The sequence below is a fragment of the Thalassorhabdus alkalitolerans genome, from assembly GCF_042656525.1.
Lineage (GTDB): Bacteria > Bacillota > Bacilli > Bacillales > Marinococcaceae > Thalassorhabdus > Thalassorhabdus alkalitolerans.
In genome coordinates, this window is sequence record NZ_JBHSOZ010000003.1 from 1,192,951 (window position 1) to 1,211,480 (window position 18,530).

Consider the following 18,530-nt stretch of genomic DNA (forward strand, 5'->3'; position numbering starts at 1 on the left):
AGGGATGTTATGTTTTATCCATTTAAAGGGAAATCTCCCAGGATAGCTAAGAGTGCTTATATTTCTGAATACGTGACAATTACAGGTGATGTAACAATTGGGGAAGAATCAAGTGTATGGTTTAATACTGCCATCCGAGGGGATGTAGCCCCCACTATTATTGGCAGCCGAGTAAATATACAAGACAATTCGGTTCTCCATCAGAGTCCGGAAAATACACTGCTCCTAGAGGATGATGTGACCGTGGGTCATATGGCTCTTCTACATAGCTGCATTATACGAAAAGGTGCCCTCGTAGGGATGGGAGCGCAAATACTTGATAAGGCAGAGGTTGGTGAAGGGGCCTTCATAGGGGCAGGAAGCCTAATTCCGCCTGGGAAGAAAATTCCCCCTAATACTCTTGCTTTAGGCAGACCGGCAAAAGTTGTCAGAGAGCTGAATGAAGAAGATTTAAAAGAAATGGAAAGAGTCAGGCAATCATATCGGGACAAAGGACAGTATTACAGAGAAATGCAGGAAAGTAAGATGGAGCTTAGCAGAGAAGATGTCACTGCATCTTTTTAAATGCGAATATAGTGAATCATTAATGCATCAAAACAAGATGGACCAAAACCAATATGTAAAGAAGAGAAAGGGAAGCCTTTCTCTTCTTTTTGTTTTCTATTAATGATGATAAGGCAGATCACGTAAGTCAGCTCTGTTTTCCTCAGCTTCTTTTTTATTAATTTGTTTATTAAGTAACATAAGACTCCCAAACGTTCCCCCAATAAAAACAAATGGTAAAATGATCAATTTCTTCCCCTCCCTCTTCTACTTCCTATTATAATCACTGAATAATTTTGAAAAATCCCTTTTATTCAGCGTCCTGTTAAAAAAAACCACAATTTTCTTCTTCCTTCTCTTGAAAACATAGAGTAAAATAATTTTAAGCATAGCGGGGGAGTGAGGATCCTATGGATTTCTCAAGAGTAGGTAAAAAGATCTACGAACTACGAAAATATCAAAAAATGACACAAGCAGACCTAGCCAAAGGAATATGTACTCAAGCTCAAATCAGCAAAATAGAAAATGGAACAATAATCCCTTATTCAAATACTCTTTTTGAAATTGCTGAACGCCTGGGCACCGATATTTATTACTTTTTTGATGATCTGCGGTCTGACCGTCCCTATTATGCCGAAGAGGTGTTTTATCAGATCAGAGAACTTATTACCTCTCAGGATTATAAGGAAGTCAGGAATGTAATGGAACAAGAAAGAAACAATCCGCTTTTTCAGTCTGGGTCTAATCTTCAGTTCTTTTTGTGGCACAAAGGAATCTGTGCTTACCATGTAGATAAGGATCCAGCTAATGCCCTGTCATTGCTTCAGCAATCGTTACAGGTAGATGAAATGTCTGATTTTACAGAACGAAAAGGGGAAATATATAATAGTATAGCTGTTATTCTCAACCTTGAGGATAAGTGCGAAGAAGCTATTGCAATCTGTGAAAAAACCTTAAAGCAACTACAGGCGTTTCAAAGAATTAAAGATCCATCGATTCCAATCAGACTTTTGTACACATTATCTAAATCGCTTACAAAAGTAAAAGATTACGAAGAATCTATTTCTTGTTGTGAAGAAGGTATTACCTTATCCTTGCACGCACGAAGTCTTTATATACTTGGAGAACTTTATTATCAAAAAGGAAAAAACCTGGTATTACTCAATGATTACGACGAGGCTCTTTCCTGCTGCAACAACGCATTTGCAATTTTTAAAGCTACGAACCAGGATCATTTCAGGAGAATCGTTGAAAAAGAACAAGCTTTTCTCAGAGAAAAATTAAAATCTTATGATCAATAGTACTTCACCTTTAACCATGATATATGATCATGGTTTTTTTGAGCTTTCACATATGTTCCAGACACCTGCAGAATAAAGAGTCCGACAAAACCCTGGCAGGCACGGGCTTGGGGAATTGAATTATTGAATAAGCTGACTCATAGAAAAACAGGCTGCTGAGAAAGACTTCTCAACAGCCTGTTTATTTACTTACTCATATTGCTGGGCCATGGAAGACAACGCTTCTGCTTTATCGGTGTTTTCCCATGGAAGCTCGATATCAGTCCGTCCAAAGTGGCCGTAGGCAGCAGTCTGCTTATAAATAGGACGACGAAGGTCCATCATTTTAATAATTCCTGCCGGTCTCAGGTCAAAGTTTTCCCGCACCACTTTTACAAGTGTTTCTTCTGAAACCTTTCCTGTGCCAAACGTTTCGATTGAAATGGATACTGGCTGTGCTACTCCGATCGCGTAAGCAAGCTGCACTTCACATTTGTCTGCCAATTCTGCTGCAACGATGTTCTTTGCAACATAGCGGGCAGCGTAAGAAGCAGAGCGGTCGACCTTTGTAGGATCCTTACCGGAAAACGCACCGCCTCCGTGGCGGGCATACCCTCCATAAGTATCAACAATAATCTTACGGCCGGTCAAGCCAGCATCACCTTGGGGTCCGCCAATAACAAAACGGCCTGTAGGGTTAATAAAGTATTTCGTTTCTGCATCTAATAGTTCTGCAGGCACTACTGGCTCAATCACATGCTCCTTCAAATCGAGGTCAATCTGCTCAAGTGTCACATCCGCGTGATGCTGGGAAGAAATAACAATGGTATCCACTCTGACTGGCTTTCCATCTTCACCATATTCAACCGTTACCTGAGTCTTTCCGTCAGGACGTAAATATGGAAGAATTTCTTTTTTACGTACCTCCGTGAGACGGCGGGCAAGCTTATGAGAAAGTGAAATTGGCAAAGGCATAAGCTCTTTTGTTTCGTTATCTGCATAACCAAACATTAATCCTTGGTCTCCTGCCCCAATTGCCTCAATTTCTTCCTCTGTCATATTTCCTTCTCTTGCTTCAAGTGCTTTGTCCACACCCTGGGCTATATCAGCTGACTGCTCATCAATGGACGTTAAAACGGCACACGTTTCATAGTCAAAACCATACTTTGCCCTTGTATACCCAATGTTTTTTAACGTTTCTCTTGCAATTTTAGGGATATCGACATATGTAGATGTCGTAATTTCACCTGCCACCAGTACTAAGCCAGTGTTAACTGTTGTTTCGCATGCTACCCTTGCATTTGGATCTTCTTTTAAGATTTCATCCAGAATAGCGTCTGAGATCTGGTCACAAATTTTATCTGGATGTCCTTCTGTTACAGATTCTGAAGTGAAAAGTCTTTTTCCTTTTGCTTCCATCTAATTATATCCTCCTTTTCCGATTACGAATAATACGGCACTCATTCCCAGATGCGGCAAGTGTAAAAGGAGAAAGAAAAATCTAAACAAGGCGGCTATGGTCAGCACTCCTTATTTTCATACGATCTTATAAGACTGATCGTATAGCATAAAACCCTTTTCCTTGGCGAGGAAAAGGGTTTTGATCGTTTCACCTTTTTCGCCTCTTATCTTCCAAGACAAACTGTCTTGCCAGGTTAGCACCTTTCCCCCATTTCGCTGGGGTGGTTGCTGGGTTTCACAGGGCCTGTCCCTCCACCAACTCGGGATAAGAGTATCCGTTCGCGACATATCATAACGTAGTCACATTGCTATGTCAACTTAGAAACATCTATAAGCTGTTCTAAAGAAATACGTTACCTTTTTTTAAAATAGCATAACTTAATTCGATCTTTGCTGAATCGAGCAAGCACCGCCTTCGCATGTTTCATTCAGCATAGAATAACGATTTTTTGCAATCCATTTGTAGGATCTCCGGCCGGCTTTTAACATTCCGGGAGAATGCAGGAGTGCCCCAATAAGAGAAGTAGCAGGCATTAAGAGCATCATTCTTCGTACCGCTTCAAAACCTGTATACAGGTAAGTACCGTTAACAATAAAGTGAATCTCTTCTTGAATTTTTTGCTGCTGTAAAAATGGAAATTTCTCTTTCAATCCAGGTTCATGAATAGAAACCCAGTGCATTCGATTGAACCAATCCATACGTTCAAAGTATCTCTTTGTTTTTTTACACAAAGGACATAAACTGTCATAAAAGACGATGTAAGATTTATTTGACCAGCTGGCTGCCATAGCGTCCACCTTCCTCTACTTTTATAGTATGTTTCTACCTCCACAGCATCTAAAAATCACAGAAATCACTTTCCAAAAAGCACAATTAATTATAGGAAGTAAAAATATCGTTGTAGTGACATATTCCACAAAAGGTAAAAGGACTAACATAAGGTACATAAAACACAGTAGTCCATACTCTAATATTAAACCATCCCCTGAAGACCGCTTTTACTGGGCTTTTTTCCAAAAAAATCATAAACACACTTAAATTTTTAAAAATAGTATAGACTATATCTTTAAATGTGTTATACTAATTTCAACATAGAGGATAAAGGTTACTTTAATTTTAACTTTTTGGATAGAAAGGATTTTGCTGCCATGAATAATACCGTCTGCTTCACTACCGAATTAAAAAATGTGTTACACGGGGGAAATGTCCTTTATGATTTGCCTGTTTCTAAATTAGTAGAGAAATCTTTAATGAGGAACGAAGGGAAACTGACAGCTTCTGGAGCCCTTAGTGTAGATACCGGAAAATATACTGGCCGCTCTCCTAAAGATAAATATATTGTTGATGAGTCTCCTGCACGTGAAAAGGTGGACTGGGGTCCTGTCAACCAGCCTATTGATAAAGAAATTTTTTCTAATCTGTATAAAAAAGTACTTGCTCACCTTCAAGAAAAAGACGAAGTATATGTTACACGTGGATATGCTGGTGTTGACCCTGCTTATCGTCTTCCTCTTCAGGTCATAAATGAATACGCCTGGCATAACCTGTTTGCAAAGCAGCTTTTCATTCGTCCAACGGAAGACGAACTTGACCGCCATGAAGCGGAATTTACGATTATCTCTGCTCCTGAATTTAAGGCCGATCCTGAAGTTGATGGCACAAAATCGGAAACGTTTATCATCGTTTCTTTTGAAGAGAGAATTGTATTGATCGGCGGAACGGAATACGCAGGGGAAATGAAGAAGTCAATCTTTTCAGTAATGAACTACCTTCTCCCGGAAAAGGATGTTCTACCGATGCACTGCTCTGCAAATGTGGGAGAAGAAGGTGATGTAGCATTATTCTTCGGGCTTTCAGGTACAGGGAAAACGACTCTTTCAGCTGACCCTCATCGTTTTTTAATCGGTGATGATGAACATGGCTGGTCAAATAACGGTGTCTTTAATATCGAAGGCGGCTGCTACGCAAAATGTGTGAATCTTTCTTACGACAAGGAACCACAAATCTGGGATGCGATCCGTTTTGGTTCTGTTCTTGAAAATGTAATGGTTGATGCGAAAACAGGAAAGCCTGACTATGAAGACACGGCTTTGACGGAAAACACGCGTGCAGCCTACCCTCTTGATAATATTGATAATGCTCTTGTGCCAAGTATGGCCGGGCATCCAACAACAATTATCTTCTTAACTGCTGATGCGTTTGGCGTCCTGCCTCCTATCAGCAAGTTAACAAAAGAACAGGCAATGTACCATTTCTTAAGCGGTTATACGAGTAAGCTGGCTGGTACTGAAAGAGGGGTAACGGAACCTGAAGCAACGTTCTCAACATGCTTTGGTTCTCCTTTCCTCCCATTAGAAGCTTCTCATTACGCTGAAATGCTAGGAGAAAAGATCACTCAGCATAACGTCCAGGTTTTCTTAGTCAACACCGGTTGGTCCGGCGGCCCATACGGAGTCGGAAAGAGAATGAACCTCCCTTATACTCGGGCTATGATTCAATCTGCACTTCAAGGGGAGCTTGATTCTGTCGAGACAGCCGTAGATCCAATCTTTGGCTTAAACATTCCTGTTCAGTGTCCGGGAGTGCCAGATGAAGTCCTGCAGCCAAAGCAAACGTGGGAAGATCCTGAAGCTTACGAGAAAAAAGCAAAAGAGCTTGCTTCTAAATTCAAACAGAACTTCTCAAAGTTTGAAAACACGTTAGAAGAAATTAAAAATGCTGGACCTACAATCTAAATGATGAAAAAGACGCCTTAGAGGGCGTCTTTTCTTTTGTTTTCCTCCCATTTTTTCATCCAGTCACAAGCCTCTTGAAGTACCTTCTTGCGATCAAGGTCATTTAGATGGTGCGAAAAATCATTATATATTTTTGCTTCGCATGGGTTTTCATACTTTTCCATTTCACGCTGGAGTAAGTATGCATGATTGATTGAAACATTCTCATCTTTTCTGCTGTGAATAATTAACAATGGGACGGATAATTTTTCAATATACTTTATAGGGGTCCGCCTTTCATATTCTTCCGGCTCTTGAGCGGGAGTGCCGCCTGTAACCTTTCGAAATGTCTTTTGTAAGTCCTCCCTTTCCTCATACGTCAGCCGCATATCGGTTACACCGCTCCATACTACCACAGAAGAAGACTGAGGCCTGGCAATGGCTGTGAACAAAGCCATTGCTCCCCCTCTTGAAAAACCCATTATGTGAATTCTTCTCTCATCAACCCCCTCAAGGCCGGCTAATACGTCAAATGCAGCTGCAGCATCCTCCCGGTCCTCCCCAATGAAATCTTCTGAGCCTTCCCCTCCTTCATTTCCCCGGTAGTATGGGGCAAACACTACATATCCCTCTTTTGCAAGTGTGGTTACCCACTCCTTGCTAACCATGCCGAATGATTTATATCCTCCGCGCAGATATAACAAACCTGGCAATGTAGCAGTATGGTTAACAGGTTTTGCCAGACACCCTTTTACTTGATAAGGACCACTTTGATAAGTCACTTCATACAGCTTCACAGTACTAGACGTGGAGGGTACTTGTTGAAAGGTAGTCAAAGATCATCCTCTCCTTTGTTTTATTATAGGTATGACCATCCACTCTCTTTACGTTTACACCATCCTCAAAACACTCATGGAGAGTAGCTGCGAAGGGATTGCAGAACCGAGTCGCTCTTGTTCTGTTTCCACCGGCTTATTTCTGCAACGTCATGCATCCATTCTTCGTCGCCCGAAACCGTTACAATAGCCGAGGGAATTTGTCCTACTTTCTATACTCCCCTTTATGCAGCAATTGAAAAAGGCTTTTTTTAAGAGAAAGAGGTAAATGGCATCCTGTCAACCGTTTTCGGGAGAAGACCAAAACGATGACTGCCCTCTTAACGGATGGAGCCGATAGAAACGATACTTTCTCATTATCGTTTCTATTCAAGTACGAGCAACAGCTTGTAACTTCCCTTCTATTTTACATTCAGCCATAAAAAACCCCCATTGTTAGATGAGGTGTCTAACAATGGGGCTGGAGTTCATTAGCTAGGAAGGTCTCTTTGTTGTGAGGCAGGAAGCAATCCATTATCAGACAAAAATTGCAAAGAATGCGTAAGTACTTCATCTTTCATAATAAAGCTATAATTTGAAAGGCTCTTCCGGTCTCTGGGAAGGTTTTCTAGTATAACTGGTCCTTTTGTTTCCATGTAATCAGCTTTTTCAATTAAGTCTTCAATGGTGGCAAAATAAATATTTTTGACCACGGTATCAGCTTTTCCTTTTACCTCATATTGACCAATGTATTCTATGGTGTTCACTTCTCCTCCTGTTTCCTCCCACACTTCACGTTTGGCAGCTTCTTGAGGCGTTTCTCCAGCTTCAACCTTTCCACCAGGAAACTCAAGACCTCTTCTAGGATGATGAGTAAGAAGCCATTGATCCTTAAACACACAAATCACCCAAACATGGCCTGGCTGCTCTGAAAAGGGATTGGAAGAAAAGGCTAGTTTAACTTGATTGTTGTAATAATCATGGAAAGTAAAAAAATTCATTGTACCTGCCTCATCTCTTGCACCAAAATAAAATTCCGTTACTTTGTTTATCATCATACCATTCCTGATTATTCACTTAAACAGTAACGTAATACAACAAGCTTTTTTCACTGGTTATGTTTGCTTTTTATAGGACGAGGGAACAAGATTTTCAGTATTACTCTTTCCCTGCTGAACAGTTCATTAATCCTGTATGTGTGCTCAGCAAAGGAGTTGTTAAAGGAGTTATTCACGATGAAAGAGTTTTATCAAAAAGAATGGGAGAAAGCTAAAGATATTTATAAACTCCCTTTTCTCATCGTCTTTATTCTAACGTTGGCCATCGCTGCCGGAGGCTATATCTTTCTGATAAGTAATCCTCCAATCGTTCATGCAGCCATGGAACAATTGGGAGCGCAATTTGAAAATATGGGAGCGGGTCCAGACGCAGAACATTCAACTTTGTTTTGGGTCATCGTTTTAAATAATCTTCAAGTTTCTTTCTTCGTTTTAATCCTTGGATTTATTCCCGTCCTTTTCCTGCCAGCTCTCAGCCCTGTCATTACCGGCTTATCCGTTAGCGTTGTGTTAGCCTTTACACAAGCAGCTGGGGAAAACCCTCTATCTGTATTCGCTTTGGGGATCCTTCCTCATGGAATAATTGAAATGATCGGCTTGTTTTTATGCAGTGCAGCAGGAATATATATTAGCCTGAGTATTGCCAAGAAAATCTTTTCCCCGAACAGGGATTCCATTGAGTTGACACTCAGGATCGGACAGGCTTTTAAAACTTACTTTGGAGTGGTCGTTCCACTTATTATTATTGCAGCACTTATTGAAGGATTTGTCACTCCTCATTTTCTCGACATGATGGAGTAAAGGGGATGTGATATTAGGAGCGGGAATCCTCGCTTCTTTCTCCTTTTACTTCTTTGTATAAGTTTTCCGCAACTCTGTGAGACCATGAGCCTTGGTCTTCTTTTCTGTTCTTGAACTCCTCTAAAAGCTTTTCTCCCGAAAAACCGTCTTCAATGAGGCCTTCAAGAATGACATTAAAGACATCATCTTTTTGTACTGCCATTTTCCCATCAAATAAAACACTTATAGAATTGGATAAGGTAATAACATCCCTTACCTGAGCAGTCATTGTGGCGGGGTCGTTTCTCTCGTCAGTTATCGTTACTTCTACTACAAACTTTTCCTGAGTTTCTTTCCATTTCTCAAATAATTCTTGTTTCTCTTTGGGGATCACTGCTTCAATTAACCAAAGGCTGTTTTTCTCTTCACGATTTATGATTAATCCATCCTGCAATGGAAGAGCTTCTTGAATAATTTTGTCCTCTTCAGAAAGTACCAATTGCATAGCTACAAGCCGAAACGTCTTCATTCCATCACTCCTAAACGACCGTATCTTTTCTTTAATTGTACCATAATTAAAAAAAGGCAGGCTCTCTCTGCAGCCCGCCTTTTCTTACTATTTGTTTAACAAAGCCTTAATGATGCCTGCTTTTTGTCCCCTGCATCTTTTCTAGTGACCACCCACTGCAAAAACTCTTTTTCACCTGTTGTTAAGTCCCGTTTTAATTCTATTTTGCATTGTTGTATTAAAAAATCCTGCAGTACTTCCTTCTCCATCCTGTAAGCCCCTTTACAACAAACTTTCTCCAGGTTCTCTCTGTCCCAAGCCTATACGCCTTCTATTTCGGGGAGAAAAATAATATTCCTGCTAAATTCCTGTTTATTTTACCTTATATGAGTTATAGGCTTGATTAAGTCGACGAAGACCCTCCTCGACATGAGACCTTGGACATGCTAGATTCATGCGGGCAAAACCACTGCCTTCCGGGCCAAAAATGTGCCCGTCACTCAAAGCAAGGTTCCCTTCTTTTCTAAGCCACTCCTGGAGCTCCAATCCGGACATACCAAACTCTCTAAAGTCCAGCCAGATTAAATAAGTACCTTCCGGCTCAACTACTTTTATCTTCGGCATATTTGTTTCAATATCTTGCTTAACTAATTCCACATTGCCCTTAATGTATTCAAGAAGTGCTTCAAGCCATGGTTCTCCATGAAGGTAGGCGGCTTCAGCAGCAACAGTAGCAAACGGGTTATCAATGCCGACAAATTCATTACTTAAATGTTTTTCATATGACGTTCTATCTTCACTATCCTGAAATATTACGTAGGACAGCTGCAGGGCAGCCAAATTAAACGTTTTACTCGGGGCCATACAAGTAATGACTGAAACATCTAAATCGTTATTAACCTTAGCAAAAGGCACATGTTCTCCTTTTAATATTAAATCAGCATGAATTTCATCTGATACAACAAGCACGTTGTATTTTTCGGCTAATTCCCCAACTTTTCTTAGCTCTTCTTTTTTCCATACACGTCCAATTGGATTGTGTGGACTGCATAAAAGGAGCATCCTTGCCCCTGCCTTCATTTTTTCTTCCAGGTCATCAAGATCCATGACAAATCCATCATCAGTTTCTTTAAGAGGGTTTTTTACAAGAGTCCTCTCACTATTTTTGATTAATGAATAAAAAGGATAATAAACAGGTGTTTGGATGATTACTTGATCTCCTTTAGCGGTAAATGTCTTAATCAGATGACTGATCGCCGGGACTACTCCTGGCGTAAAAACAAAATCCTCTTTTTGAACTTCCCACTTGAACCTTTTCTTCAGCCACCCAGCTGTTACTTCACGCAAGGAATCAGGCCGTGCATGGTAACCAAAAATTCCGTGGTCCACCACCTGTCTCATCGCATCTAATACTGGTTGTGGAGCTTGAAAGTCCATGTCAGCCACCCACATTGGCCATAAATCTTCTGATTGATATCGTTCCTTTAATAAGTCCCATTTCATTGAATTTGTTTGTTTTCTTTCAAAAACCTCATCAAAATTCATATCTCGCTGCCTCCCTTGGACCTCTTTATGTACTCAGTTTCTTACTGTATTTCAGAATTCACATTTCTTAATAGTTTGCACTTATTTTTGTGATTTTTCAAGAAACACTATTTTCTCCTGTTTTTCAACCTTTTTCTCAAAAAGTTTCACTCAAACCAAAGGAAGCTGACTCTTAAACTGTTGGGACTGGCGCTCTTCTTCACCACAAAAAAACCCCCAACAAATACGGGGGGGCTGCACTAATATCCGGGTTCCTTTTTTCAGGACAATTCTCTAATTTATGACTCTTGCTGCTCCTGCGTAACTATCCTTCCAGTAGTCGGTGTAAGGAGTATAATCAACCCCGTTCGTATCGGTAGCATGGAGTAAGGTTTCTGAATCGATATATATTGCTACATGATTAATAGTATCATCTTCTTCTGTATCAAAAAAAACCAAGTCTCCTTTTTTTATTTCACTTTTGTTAACTTGGTCTCCCGCTGTAATTTGGTTTCTAGAAACGCGAGGGAGGGATATACCATTCTCTTTATACACTCTCTGAGTAAAAGAGGAACAATCAAAATAATCGACTGTATGAGGAGAAGCCCCAAATTCATAAGGAGTGTCCAAATATTGTTCTGCTGATTCTATTACCCCGTTTACTTTCATCTCTCTTGGTAGATAGAGATCAGCAGTAAGGCTGCTGCTATCCCACACGGTTTCCAGTTTGAGTATTTCTTCAAAAAAAGCTATTTCTGCCATAACGCTTCCTTCTTCACTGACATAAGTAGATGGAAGATCTGCGTTTTCTTCATTCACTCTTGCCGTATTTGCACCCACACGAAAGGAAATTTCTCTTTCACCATTGTATATGACTATCTCTTCATTAACGGGAAGCCAATCAACTTCATAACCTGCTTCCTCTACTATATCTTTAACAGGAAGAAATACTGTTTCCTCAGTAATAAGAGGGCTTTGATGCACAGACAGCTCATGGCCCTCCACTCGGACGATTGCTTCCTCATCTCCTGCGGCGGCTTCATAATATAAATACACAGCGGAAGGAACACTTAGAAACAAGAAAAATAGTAAAAGTTTTTTCAAAGATTCACACTCCATCTATTAATTTCCCATTCATTTTACCCGATCCAAGATTACTTTTAAATCATTTGATTTCGACTTTTTTCTGTTTTTTCTCTTCAGTAGCCTTTTATAATTTCATCCCTAAATATAGACAACTTGTCGCTTACTAAAACTTGAAATTTTTTGTAAGAATACATTACAACCCGCCTGTTATTCAAATAATTGTTCTATACACTAAAACAAAAGGATTATCCAATTAATGTAACTTAGTAGACAACCTGTACAATTTCTGCCTGGTGAACATAATCGTTTAAAGGAGGAATTTATGAGTACTAATACAGAATTACTTCGGCCCGTAACCCAAATTACAATTCGTGATATTTTAACCCGTCCCCTTTTTCAACATGTGTCTCTTATAGGAAACGACAAATCCCTTACTCGTCCTGTTTCCTGGGTTCATATCATAGAGGTTACGCAAGTAAAAGAACTTCTTAACGGAAACGAACTTATACTTACCACCGGTATAGGATGGCATGATGACGAGACGCTTTCTTATACGTTTTTGCAGCAGCTAATTGAAAGCAATGCCTCAGGGTTATGTATCGAGCTTGGAACATATACTTCTTCACTGCCCGAGAGTATGATTAATCTAGCAAAGGAGCATGATTTTCCTTTAATTCTTTTTCATGAGGAAGTAAGGTATATAGATATTACACAGGATCTTCACAGCTTTTTCATTAATCATTATCATTACATGCTTAAAGAAATTGAAAATGTTTCTACTGCACTTAATGAATGTCTTTTAAATGGAAAAGGACTTTTCGCCCTATTAAAGGAGTTTCATCGTTTAACATCACTTCATGTTTTCTTTGTGCCTATCCAGGGAGACAGTTATTTTTTTCCTCCACTTTCAACTAAACAACAACAAAATTTTATAAATGAATGGATAAATAAGCAGTCATCTCTTCCAGCATGTTCTAGTTTGTGTAAACCCGTTACTATTTTAGGACACCATTTTGCTGATCTGATTTTTTACTCACCTGGTAAGAAAATAACAGAATTTAATGAACTGGCAGCTGATCGCTGTGCCACGGCAGCAGCTCAAGAAGTCATGCGCACTGTTTATATAGAAGAGAGAAAAAGATATGAGGAAGAGGCATGGGTTCATGATTGGCTTCAGGGTGCCCATGACGAGGAAGAGCTGACCACGAAACTAATGGAATTGCATCCTGGTGTTTCTTTCACGGAAGGCTCCATATGTGTGATTGATAAGACTTCCATCCAAGTGAACCAGCAAAGCTTTGAATCTTATTTCATCCAAAAATCAATGGTAGCCAGAGCATATTTTGAAGCAAAGAAGATATTATTTATTCCTGCTATTCTTCAAAATTTCATCGTGTATGTCCTCATTAATACGGCTGGAAATCCAACAGTTTCTTTTCCTCAGCGAGTCTATGAATGCTACAAAAAGCTTCAAAAAACAGAGCAAGAAGGCCAAGCAAAAATGTATGAGCAGCTTGCCTTTGGTAAGTTTGTTACATCGAGTAGGGACATACAAAAAAGCTTTTGCACCGCAAAAGAAACACTTCGAATTCAACAAAAGATCGGCCCTATGAACATCCCTTTTTATGAAAACCTTCATATTTATCGCAGCATTCTTCAAATGGATGAAAGGGGAGAACTGGATGACTTTATAAATGAATATTTAGGGCCTCTTCTTTTTGAAAGTTCCGATAAATCAAGAGTTCTTCTACAGACACTCCAAACCTATCTATCCTGCCTTGGTGCAAAACAAGAAACAGCCTCATCTCTTTTTATTGTTCGTCAAACCCTATATAACCGGTTGGAGAAAATTGAAGAACTCCTAGGTCATGATATATTAGAGAATCCAAAACGTCTCTCATTAGAGATGGCTCTTTACGCGTATGAATACCGTTTCGGTTCATTCAACCTCAATAATAAGTAACAAAAGAGAAACACTAAATAATGAGGGCCAGTGATGGTGATGAACGTGGACACATATACCGACCGGCATATCACGACTCGTCTATGATTAATATAAAAAGGTACCGATTATCATCATAGGAAGATAATCGGTACCTTTTTATATTTAGTAAGGCTGATTTGTCCCAGCCTCTTTACCTATTAAATTGTTCTTTTTGTTTCATCAGTACAAAGGAAAAGTACTTCCTGGCATCTGAATTTTGAATGTGAAGCTGTACCATATCTGTATCTTTTGTAAAGTTCACAAAAGCTCCTTCGAGGTTTTCTATCACCCCTGAAATTGTATACCCTTCTTCGAGCAGTCTATCGATTTCATTTTTTTCTTCCATGTATTCCTCATGTTCTCTCATCCTATCCCTCCTGTCTGTCTCTTTGATTTTAAGAATTTACTGCCTAGACATTAATCTATAAAGCTGAACTTTTATATCGTCCCCGTGCCGGCAACTTCTTCGTCGGCCCCTTCATGATCTTCTGCTCCCACCGCTTCTTCTTCAATCACCCAGTCTCTTCCCACAGTGATACCAAGGTACTTCTCATCATTTTCATCTTCTAGTTCAGCTTGATTATACTTCTTAAACCACCAGTATTTTGCCAGAATATAATAGCTTGTGCCTCCAGCTGCCAAACCGACAATAAAGGAGAAATCCATGAATAGATAGGCACTGATTCCGCCGATAGTCCATGCAATAAACCCAGCTGCATTAATTCCTTTGTAATAGGCGTATTGGCCCTCACTTTTATATAAATCAGGGACATTTACCCGACGTTTCCGAATAACATAGTAGTCTACGATTAAAATCCCTACTATCGCCGAGAGAATGCCTCCAATAATTAAAAGAAATGGGACAAGAATATTAAATAGGTTCCAGGGCTGTACAACAGTCCCTACCACCCCAGCCATAAATACACCAACATAAAACGGAACTTTAGGGCCGCCTACGTTTGAAAAAATTGTTGCAGCAGGAATTACATTTGCTGATGTGTTTGTTGACCACTGAGAAAAGACTATCATAAGAAGTAATACCGCCAGCGCTGCCCCAGTAGCTGTCTGCTGCAAAGCTTCTACGGGGTCAAACACCCCTAATGAAATGTAAGCTACTGCACCGATGCTGACAATGAATGTTTGAATGATTGGAAGCACAACCACACTGCCCACAAGCGTACCTTTGTTTCTTTTCAGCCAGCTTCTTTCATTCTTTGGAGCCTTAATGAACCTGGAAATTGAGGGGATATCTGCTCCCAGAGTCGCCCAAAAACCCATGTTAGCAAAAATAACCACGATAAATGCCATCAATGCAGAAGTCCCCGAGACAGGAGCTTCCACCCATGTCCAAATATTAATTCCTTGCGATGTTGCTGACCCTGCAAGCACATAGAACATCCATATGGAGATAAGAATAATAACAGGAGCTGCTAAGTCTGCAAATCTTTCTACTGCTTTGATTCCAATAGCCGTATTTACAAGCTGTACCGTGGCAAATACCGCATAGCAAAGAAGCCAGTTATCAAACCCTGTCAAAATGTTTAATATTCCGTTAATAGCAGTTGAACCAAAAAACGTGTTAATCCCAAACCAGAAAGATGCTGTTACACCTCTGGTAATAGAGGGGAGATGGGTACCAACCGTTCCGAATGGCGCTCTCATATAAACAGGAAATGAGAGTCCATGTTCAATCCCAATATCACCAACGATTGTAATAAACAAGCCTATCGCAATCGTCCCGATAAGCGTAGCAAGAAGCACCATGCCAAGCGGTAAATTTATTACCCCTTCACCCCCTATGGCAAAGGCAGCAAGTACCACAGCCATTCCTACCCACATCACAGAAAACCCAAATGTGCTTATCTTCTTTCCAGAGTGCTTTACAGGCAGCAAATCCGGAGATTTTAAATAACTATCTTTTTTCATGTTCATCCTCCTATTACTGAATATTCAGATATATGAAAGGGGCATTCATTCCGGGCTGGAAGCTGTGTATATTTATCTTTGCAAGCAGGGAGTTTTTAGCAGGGAGAATTCATCAAAGACATAAGTCTTTTTTACATGACAGTAAATCTCTCTTCTGATCTCTCTGAAGTATTAAATTTTTGCCGTTTAAGAAATTCTCCTCTTCCTGGTACAGCGGTGAGTTCTTTGTTTTTAACAATGAAATCACCTCTCGATAATACAGAAACGATTTCTCCTTCTACCTCCATTCCTTCAAAGGCACTATAGTCAACAGCCATATGGTGAGTTTTTGCTGAGATAGTTCTTGAAGCATCAGGATTAAAAATTACAATATCAGCGTCACTTCCAACTGCGATTGTTCCTTTTTCCGGTGCAAGCCCAAATAATCTTGCAGTATTTGTCGACGTAACCTCAACAAACTTCTGCAGGGAAATCCTTCCTTTGGCAACACCTTCTGAATATAGGAGACTAAAGCGGTCTTCTATTATCGGTCCGCCATTAGGGATTTTTGTAAAGTCCCCTCTCCCTAGATCCTTTTGCCCATTGAAATCAAAGGAACATTGATCTGATCCAATAGTTTGTAACTCCCCATTCTTTAAAGCACGCCACAATAATTCTTGGTTTGATTTATCCCGCAGTGGAGGAGACCATACATATTTCGCTCCCTCAAAATCAGGCTTTTCCATATATGACTGATCAAGAACCAGGTATTGGGGGCATGTCTCTCCATAAACCTCGGCCCCCTTTCTTCTCGCTTCGGAAATTTTCTCTACTGCTTCATTACAGGAAACATGGACTACATATAGCTGAGAATCAGCCATATGTGTAAGCTGTGCAGCTCTTCCAGTCGCTTCCCCTTCAGCTTCTGGAGGACGAGTCAGAGCGTGAAAGATAGGATCAGTCTTTCCTTCTTCAAGAGCCTTCTTCGTTAAGTAATGGATGACATCACCATTTTCGGCATGAACCATCACGAGAGCTCCCAACTCTTTGGCTGCAATTAATGTCTGGTATAAAGTTTCATCATCAGCCTGAAACACATCTTTATACGCCATAAACACTTTAAAAGAGGTGATGCCTTCTTCTTCAATTACTTCCGGAAGTTGGCTGAGAACTTCTTCATTTATCTCCCCTATCATTAAATGAAAACTGTAGTCAACCACTGCTTTGTCTTTTGACTTGTTATGCCAGACATCAATTGCCTCCTTTAGAGGTTTTCCTTTTTCAGTAAGACAGAAATCAATAATAGTGGTGGTTCCGCCAAAAGCAGCTGCTATCGTTCCTGTTTCAAAGTCGTCCTTTGTTACGGTTCCTCCAAAAGGCATTTCAAGATGAGTATGAGGATCTATGCCCCCAGGGAACAAATAATGGTTCTTGGCATCAATTACTTCAGCTCCCTCCCTGGCAAGATTTTTTCCAATAGCTGAAACTTTTCCTCCTTCGATCAAGACATCACCTTCATACACTTCACTGGCTGTCACGATTGTCCCATTTGTTATCAATTTTTTTGACATCTAATCCCTCCTTTTTATTTCACAGGCATTTCAGCCATGTTGGATAACACAGTCTGGCGTTCATTCCAGGTCATTGAACCTTCTCCAGTTTTACTGGGTGCCTGCACCATATCAATCGCTCCATCAACGGGACATACAATGGAACAAAGATTGCACCCTACACAATCTTCTTCTCTGACTTTTAGCACGGGCTGGCCCTCGGTGTCTGTCAACATATCAATACATTGATGGGACGTATCCTCACAAGCGATATGACATTTATTGCAGTTAATACAGGTATCATTATTAATACGGGCCACAACACGGTGGTTTAAATCCAAATCACCCCAGTCTGAGTAGTTAGGAACAGATTTTCCAATAATACCCTGCAAGGACTCTATTCCTTTATCATCTAAATAGTTGCTTAGACCATCGATCATGTCTTCTACAATTCTGAAGCCATGATGCATGGCAGCTGTGCAGACTTGAACGTTTGAAGCTCCCATAAGCATAAATTCAACTGCTTCTCTCCAGCTTGAAACTCCTCCCATTCCAGATATTGGAACATCAATATCCAAACGTCGTGCACATTCTGCGACCATATTTAAGGCAATAGGCTTTACTGCCGGGCCGCAATACCCTCCGTGGGCTCCTTTTCCTGCAACATTAGGTACAGTGTCCCATGAATCCAGATCAACCCCAGCCAAACTGTTAATTGTGTTAATCATGCTGACTGCATCTGCTCCGCCTTGCACAGCTGCTTGAGCCGTATAAGTGATATCCGTGATATTTGGAGTAAGCTTGACAATAACAGGAGACGTTGCAACTTCTTTTACCCACTCCGTCTGCTGCTGTACAAGTTCAGGCACCTGGCCAGACGCTGCCCCCATGCCTCTTTCAGCCATTCCGTGAGGACAACCAAAATTCAATTCCAAACCATCGACGCCGGCAGCTTCGACTTTTTTTACAATTTCATGCCATTTTTCCTGCCTAGGTTCAACCATTAGTGAAGCTACTACAGCATGATGAGGAAACCTTTTCTTCGTCTCTTCAATCTCTTTTAAATTAACTTCCAAGGGACGGTCTGTAATCAACTCAATGTTGTTAAAACCGGCAACTCTTTGTCCATTAAAAGAGGTGGCTGCAAAACGGGATGAAACATTTAATATAGGATCGCCTAGTGTTTTCCAGACAGCTCCCCCCCATCCTGCTTCAAAGGCTCTTTGGACTTGATACCCGCTATTTGTCGGCGGTGCTGAGGCAAGCCAGAAAGGGTTAGGAGATTTTATGCCTGCTAGATTGGTCTGTAAATCTGCCATTG

At 40.4% G+C, this 18,530-nt stretch carries 18 protein-coding genes and 1 riboswitch; of the genes, 5 read left to right on the forward strand and 13 right to left on the reverse strand.

Annotated features, from left to right (window positions below; genetic code table 11):
• The first annotated feature begins 9 nt into the window (after nt 1-9).
• Nucleotides 10-564 carry a gamma carbonic anhydrase gene (locus ACFPU1_RS08600; protein WP_385940149.1) on the forward strand — a complete coding sequence of 185 codons (555 nt, stop codon included), beginning with the start codon at nt 10-12 and terminating at the stop codon, nt 562-564.
• Between the two features lie 99 nt (nt 565-663).
• Here the strand turns inward: ACFPU1_RS08600 and ACFPU1_RS08605 are convergent, their stop codons facing one another.
• Nucleotides 664-792, reverse strand: coding sequence for a hypothetical protein (locus tag ACFPU1_RS08605; RefSeq protein WP_269758149.1), 129 nt, complete (start codon nt 790-792; stop codon nt 664-666).
• Nucleotides 793-953: 161 nt separating this feature from the next.
• Between ACFPU1_RS08605 and ACFPU1_RS08610 the strand changes: the two genes are divergently transcribed.
• A complete protein-coding gene (locus ACFPU1_RS08610; protein WP_385940151.1) occupies nt 954-1,844 on the forward strand; it encodes a helix-turn-helix domain-containing protein in 891 nt (296 codons plus the stop codon).
• Nucleotides 1,845-2,033: 189 nt separating this feature from the next.
• On the opposite strand, the gene metK is transcribed toward ACFPU1_RS08610, so the two are convergent.
• Complete coding sequence (gene metK / locus ACFPU1_RS08615) at nt 2,034-3,242, reverse strand: methionine adenosyltransferase (RefSeq protein WP_054636375.1); 1,209 nt, start codon at nt 3,240-3,242, stop codon at nt 2,034-2,036.
• A gap of 203 nt (nt 3,243-3,445) precedes the next feature.
• A riboswitch (SAM riboswitch) is annotated at nt 3,446-3,556 on the reverse strand.
• 106 nt (nt 3,557-3,662) lie between these two features.
• Nucleotides 3,663-4,073 (reverse strand): thiol-disulfide oxidoreductase DCC family protein, encoded by a 411-nt coding sequence (locus ACFPU1_RS08620; protein ID WP_385940154.1) that lies wholly within the window; start codon nt 4,071-4,073, stop codon nt 3,663-3,665.
• A gap of 360 nt (nt 4,074-4,433) precedes the next feature.
• On the opposite strand from ACFPU1_RS08620, the gene pckA reads away from it, so the two are divergent.
• Nucleotides 4,434-6,020: a phosphoenolpyruvate carboxykinase (ATP) gene (gene pckA, locus ACFPU1_RS08625; protein ID WP_385940156.1), complete on the forward strand. Its 1,587-nt coding sequence runs from the start codon at nt 4,434-4,436 to the stop codon at nt 6,018-6,020.
• Between the two features lie 17 nt (nt 6,021-6,037).
• Here the strand turns inward: pckA and ACFPU1_RS08630 are convergent, their stop codons facing one another.
• Complete coding sequence (locus ACFPU1_RS08630) at nt 6,038-6,835, reverse strand: alpha/beta hydrolase family protein (protein ID WP_385940158.1); 798 nt, start codon at nt 6,833-6,835, stop codon at nt 6,038-6,040.
• A gap of 470 nt (nt 6,836-7,305) precedes the next feature.
• Nucleotides 7,306-7,815: an RNA deprotection pyrophosphohydrolase gene (gene ytkD / locus ACFPU1_RS08635; protein WP_054636400.1), complete on the reverse strand. Its 510-nt coding sequence runs from the start codon at nt 7,813-7,815 to the stop codon at nt 7,306-7,308.
• 234 nt (nt 7,816-8,049) lie between these two features.
• Here ytkD and ACFPU1_RS08640 point away from each other — a divergent pair, with 234 nt between their 5' ends.
• Nucleotides 8,050-8,673: a stage II sporulation protein M gene (locus ACFPU1_RS08640; RefSeq protein WP_385940160.1), complete on the forward strand. Its 624-nt coding sequence runs from the start codon at nt 8,050-8,052 to the stop codon at nt 8,671-8,673.
• Nucleotides 8,674-8,686: 13 nt separating this feature from the next.
• Here the strand turns inward: ACFPU1_RS08640 and ACFPU1_RS08645 are convergent, their stop codons facing one another.
• The 4 genes from ACFPU1_RS08645 to ACFPU1_RS08660 form a co-directional block, all read right to left on the reverse strand.
• Nucleotides 8,687-9,181 (reverse strand): YwpF family protein, encoded by a 495-nt coding sequence (locus ACFPU1_RS08645; protein ID WP_054636372.1) that lies wholly within the window; start codon nt 9,179-9,181, stop codon nt 8,687-8,689.
• Between the two features lie 95 nt (nt 9,182-9,276).
• Entirely contained in the window at nt 9,277-9,429 is a 153-nt protein-coding gene (locus tag ACFPU1_RS08650) for a hypothetical protein (protein ID WP_157049844.1), read from the reverse strand.
• Nucleotides 9,430-9,532: 103 nt separating this feature from the next.
• A complete protein-coding gene (locus tag ACFPU1_RS08655) occupies nt 9,533-10,705 on the reverse strand; it encodes a MalY/PatB family protein (RefSeq protein WP_385940162.1) in 1,173 nt (390 codons plus the stop codon).
• Between the two features lie 273 nt (nt 10,706-10,978).
• Nucleotides 10,979-11,788, reverse strand: coding sequence for a C40 family peptidase (locus ACFPU1_RS08660; protein ID WP_385940164.1), 810 nt, complete (start codon nt 11,786-11,788; stop codon nt 10,979-10,981).
• 304 nt (nt 11,789-12,092) lie between these two features.
• Here ACFPU1_RS08660 and ACFPU1_RS08665 point away from each other — a divergent pair, with 304 nt between their 5' ends.
• The gene (locus ACFPU1_RS08665; RefSeq protein ID WP_385940166.1) at nt 12,093-13,733 is read left to right on the forward strand and encodes a PucR family transcriptional regulator; all 1,641 of its coding nucleotides are present in this window, start codon (nt 12,093-12,095) and stop codon (nt 13,731-13,733) included.
• A gap of 172 nt (nt 13,734-13,905) precedes the next feature.
• On the opposite strand, the gene ACFPU1_RS08670 is transcribed toward ACFPU1_RS08665, so the two are convergent.
• The 4 genes from ACFPU1_RS08670 to preA all read right to left on the reverse strand — a co-directional run bounded on the left by ACFPU1_RS08670 (nt 13,906) and on the right by preA (nt 18,528).
• Nucleotides 13,906-14,121, reverse strand: a complete 216-nt coding sequence (locus ACFPU1_RS08670) for a hypothetical protein (protein WP_385940168.1) — start codon at nt 14,119-14,121, stop codon at nt 13,906-13,908.
• Nucleotides 14,122-14,192: 71 nt separating this feature from the next.
• Nucleotides 14,193-15,680 (reverse strand): NCS1 family transporter, encoded by a 1,488-nt coding sequence (locus ACFPU1_RS08675; RefSeq protein ID WP_385940170.1) that lies wholly within the window; start codon nt 15,678-15,680, stop codon nt 14,193-14,195.
• Between the two features lie 131 nt (nt 15,681-15,811).
• Nucleotides 15,812-17,230 carry a dihydropyrimidinase gene (gene hydA / locus ACFPU1_RS08680; protein ID WP_385940172.1) on the reverse strand — a complete coding sequence of 473 codons (1,419 nt, stop codon included), beginning with the start codon at nt 17,228-17,230 and terminating at the stop codon, nt 15,812-15,814.
• Nucleotides 17,231-17,244: 14 nt separating this feature from the next.
• Nucleotides 17,245-18,528: an NAD-dependent dihydropyrimidine dehydrogenase subunit PreA gene (gene preA / locus ACFPU1_RS08685; protein WP_385940174.1), complete on the reverse strand. Its 1,284-nt coding sequence runs from the start codon at nt 18,526-18,528 to the stop codon at nt 17,245-17,247.
• Between the last annotated feature and the right edge of the window lie 2 nt (nt 18,529-18,530).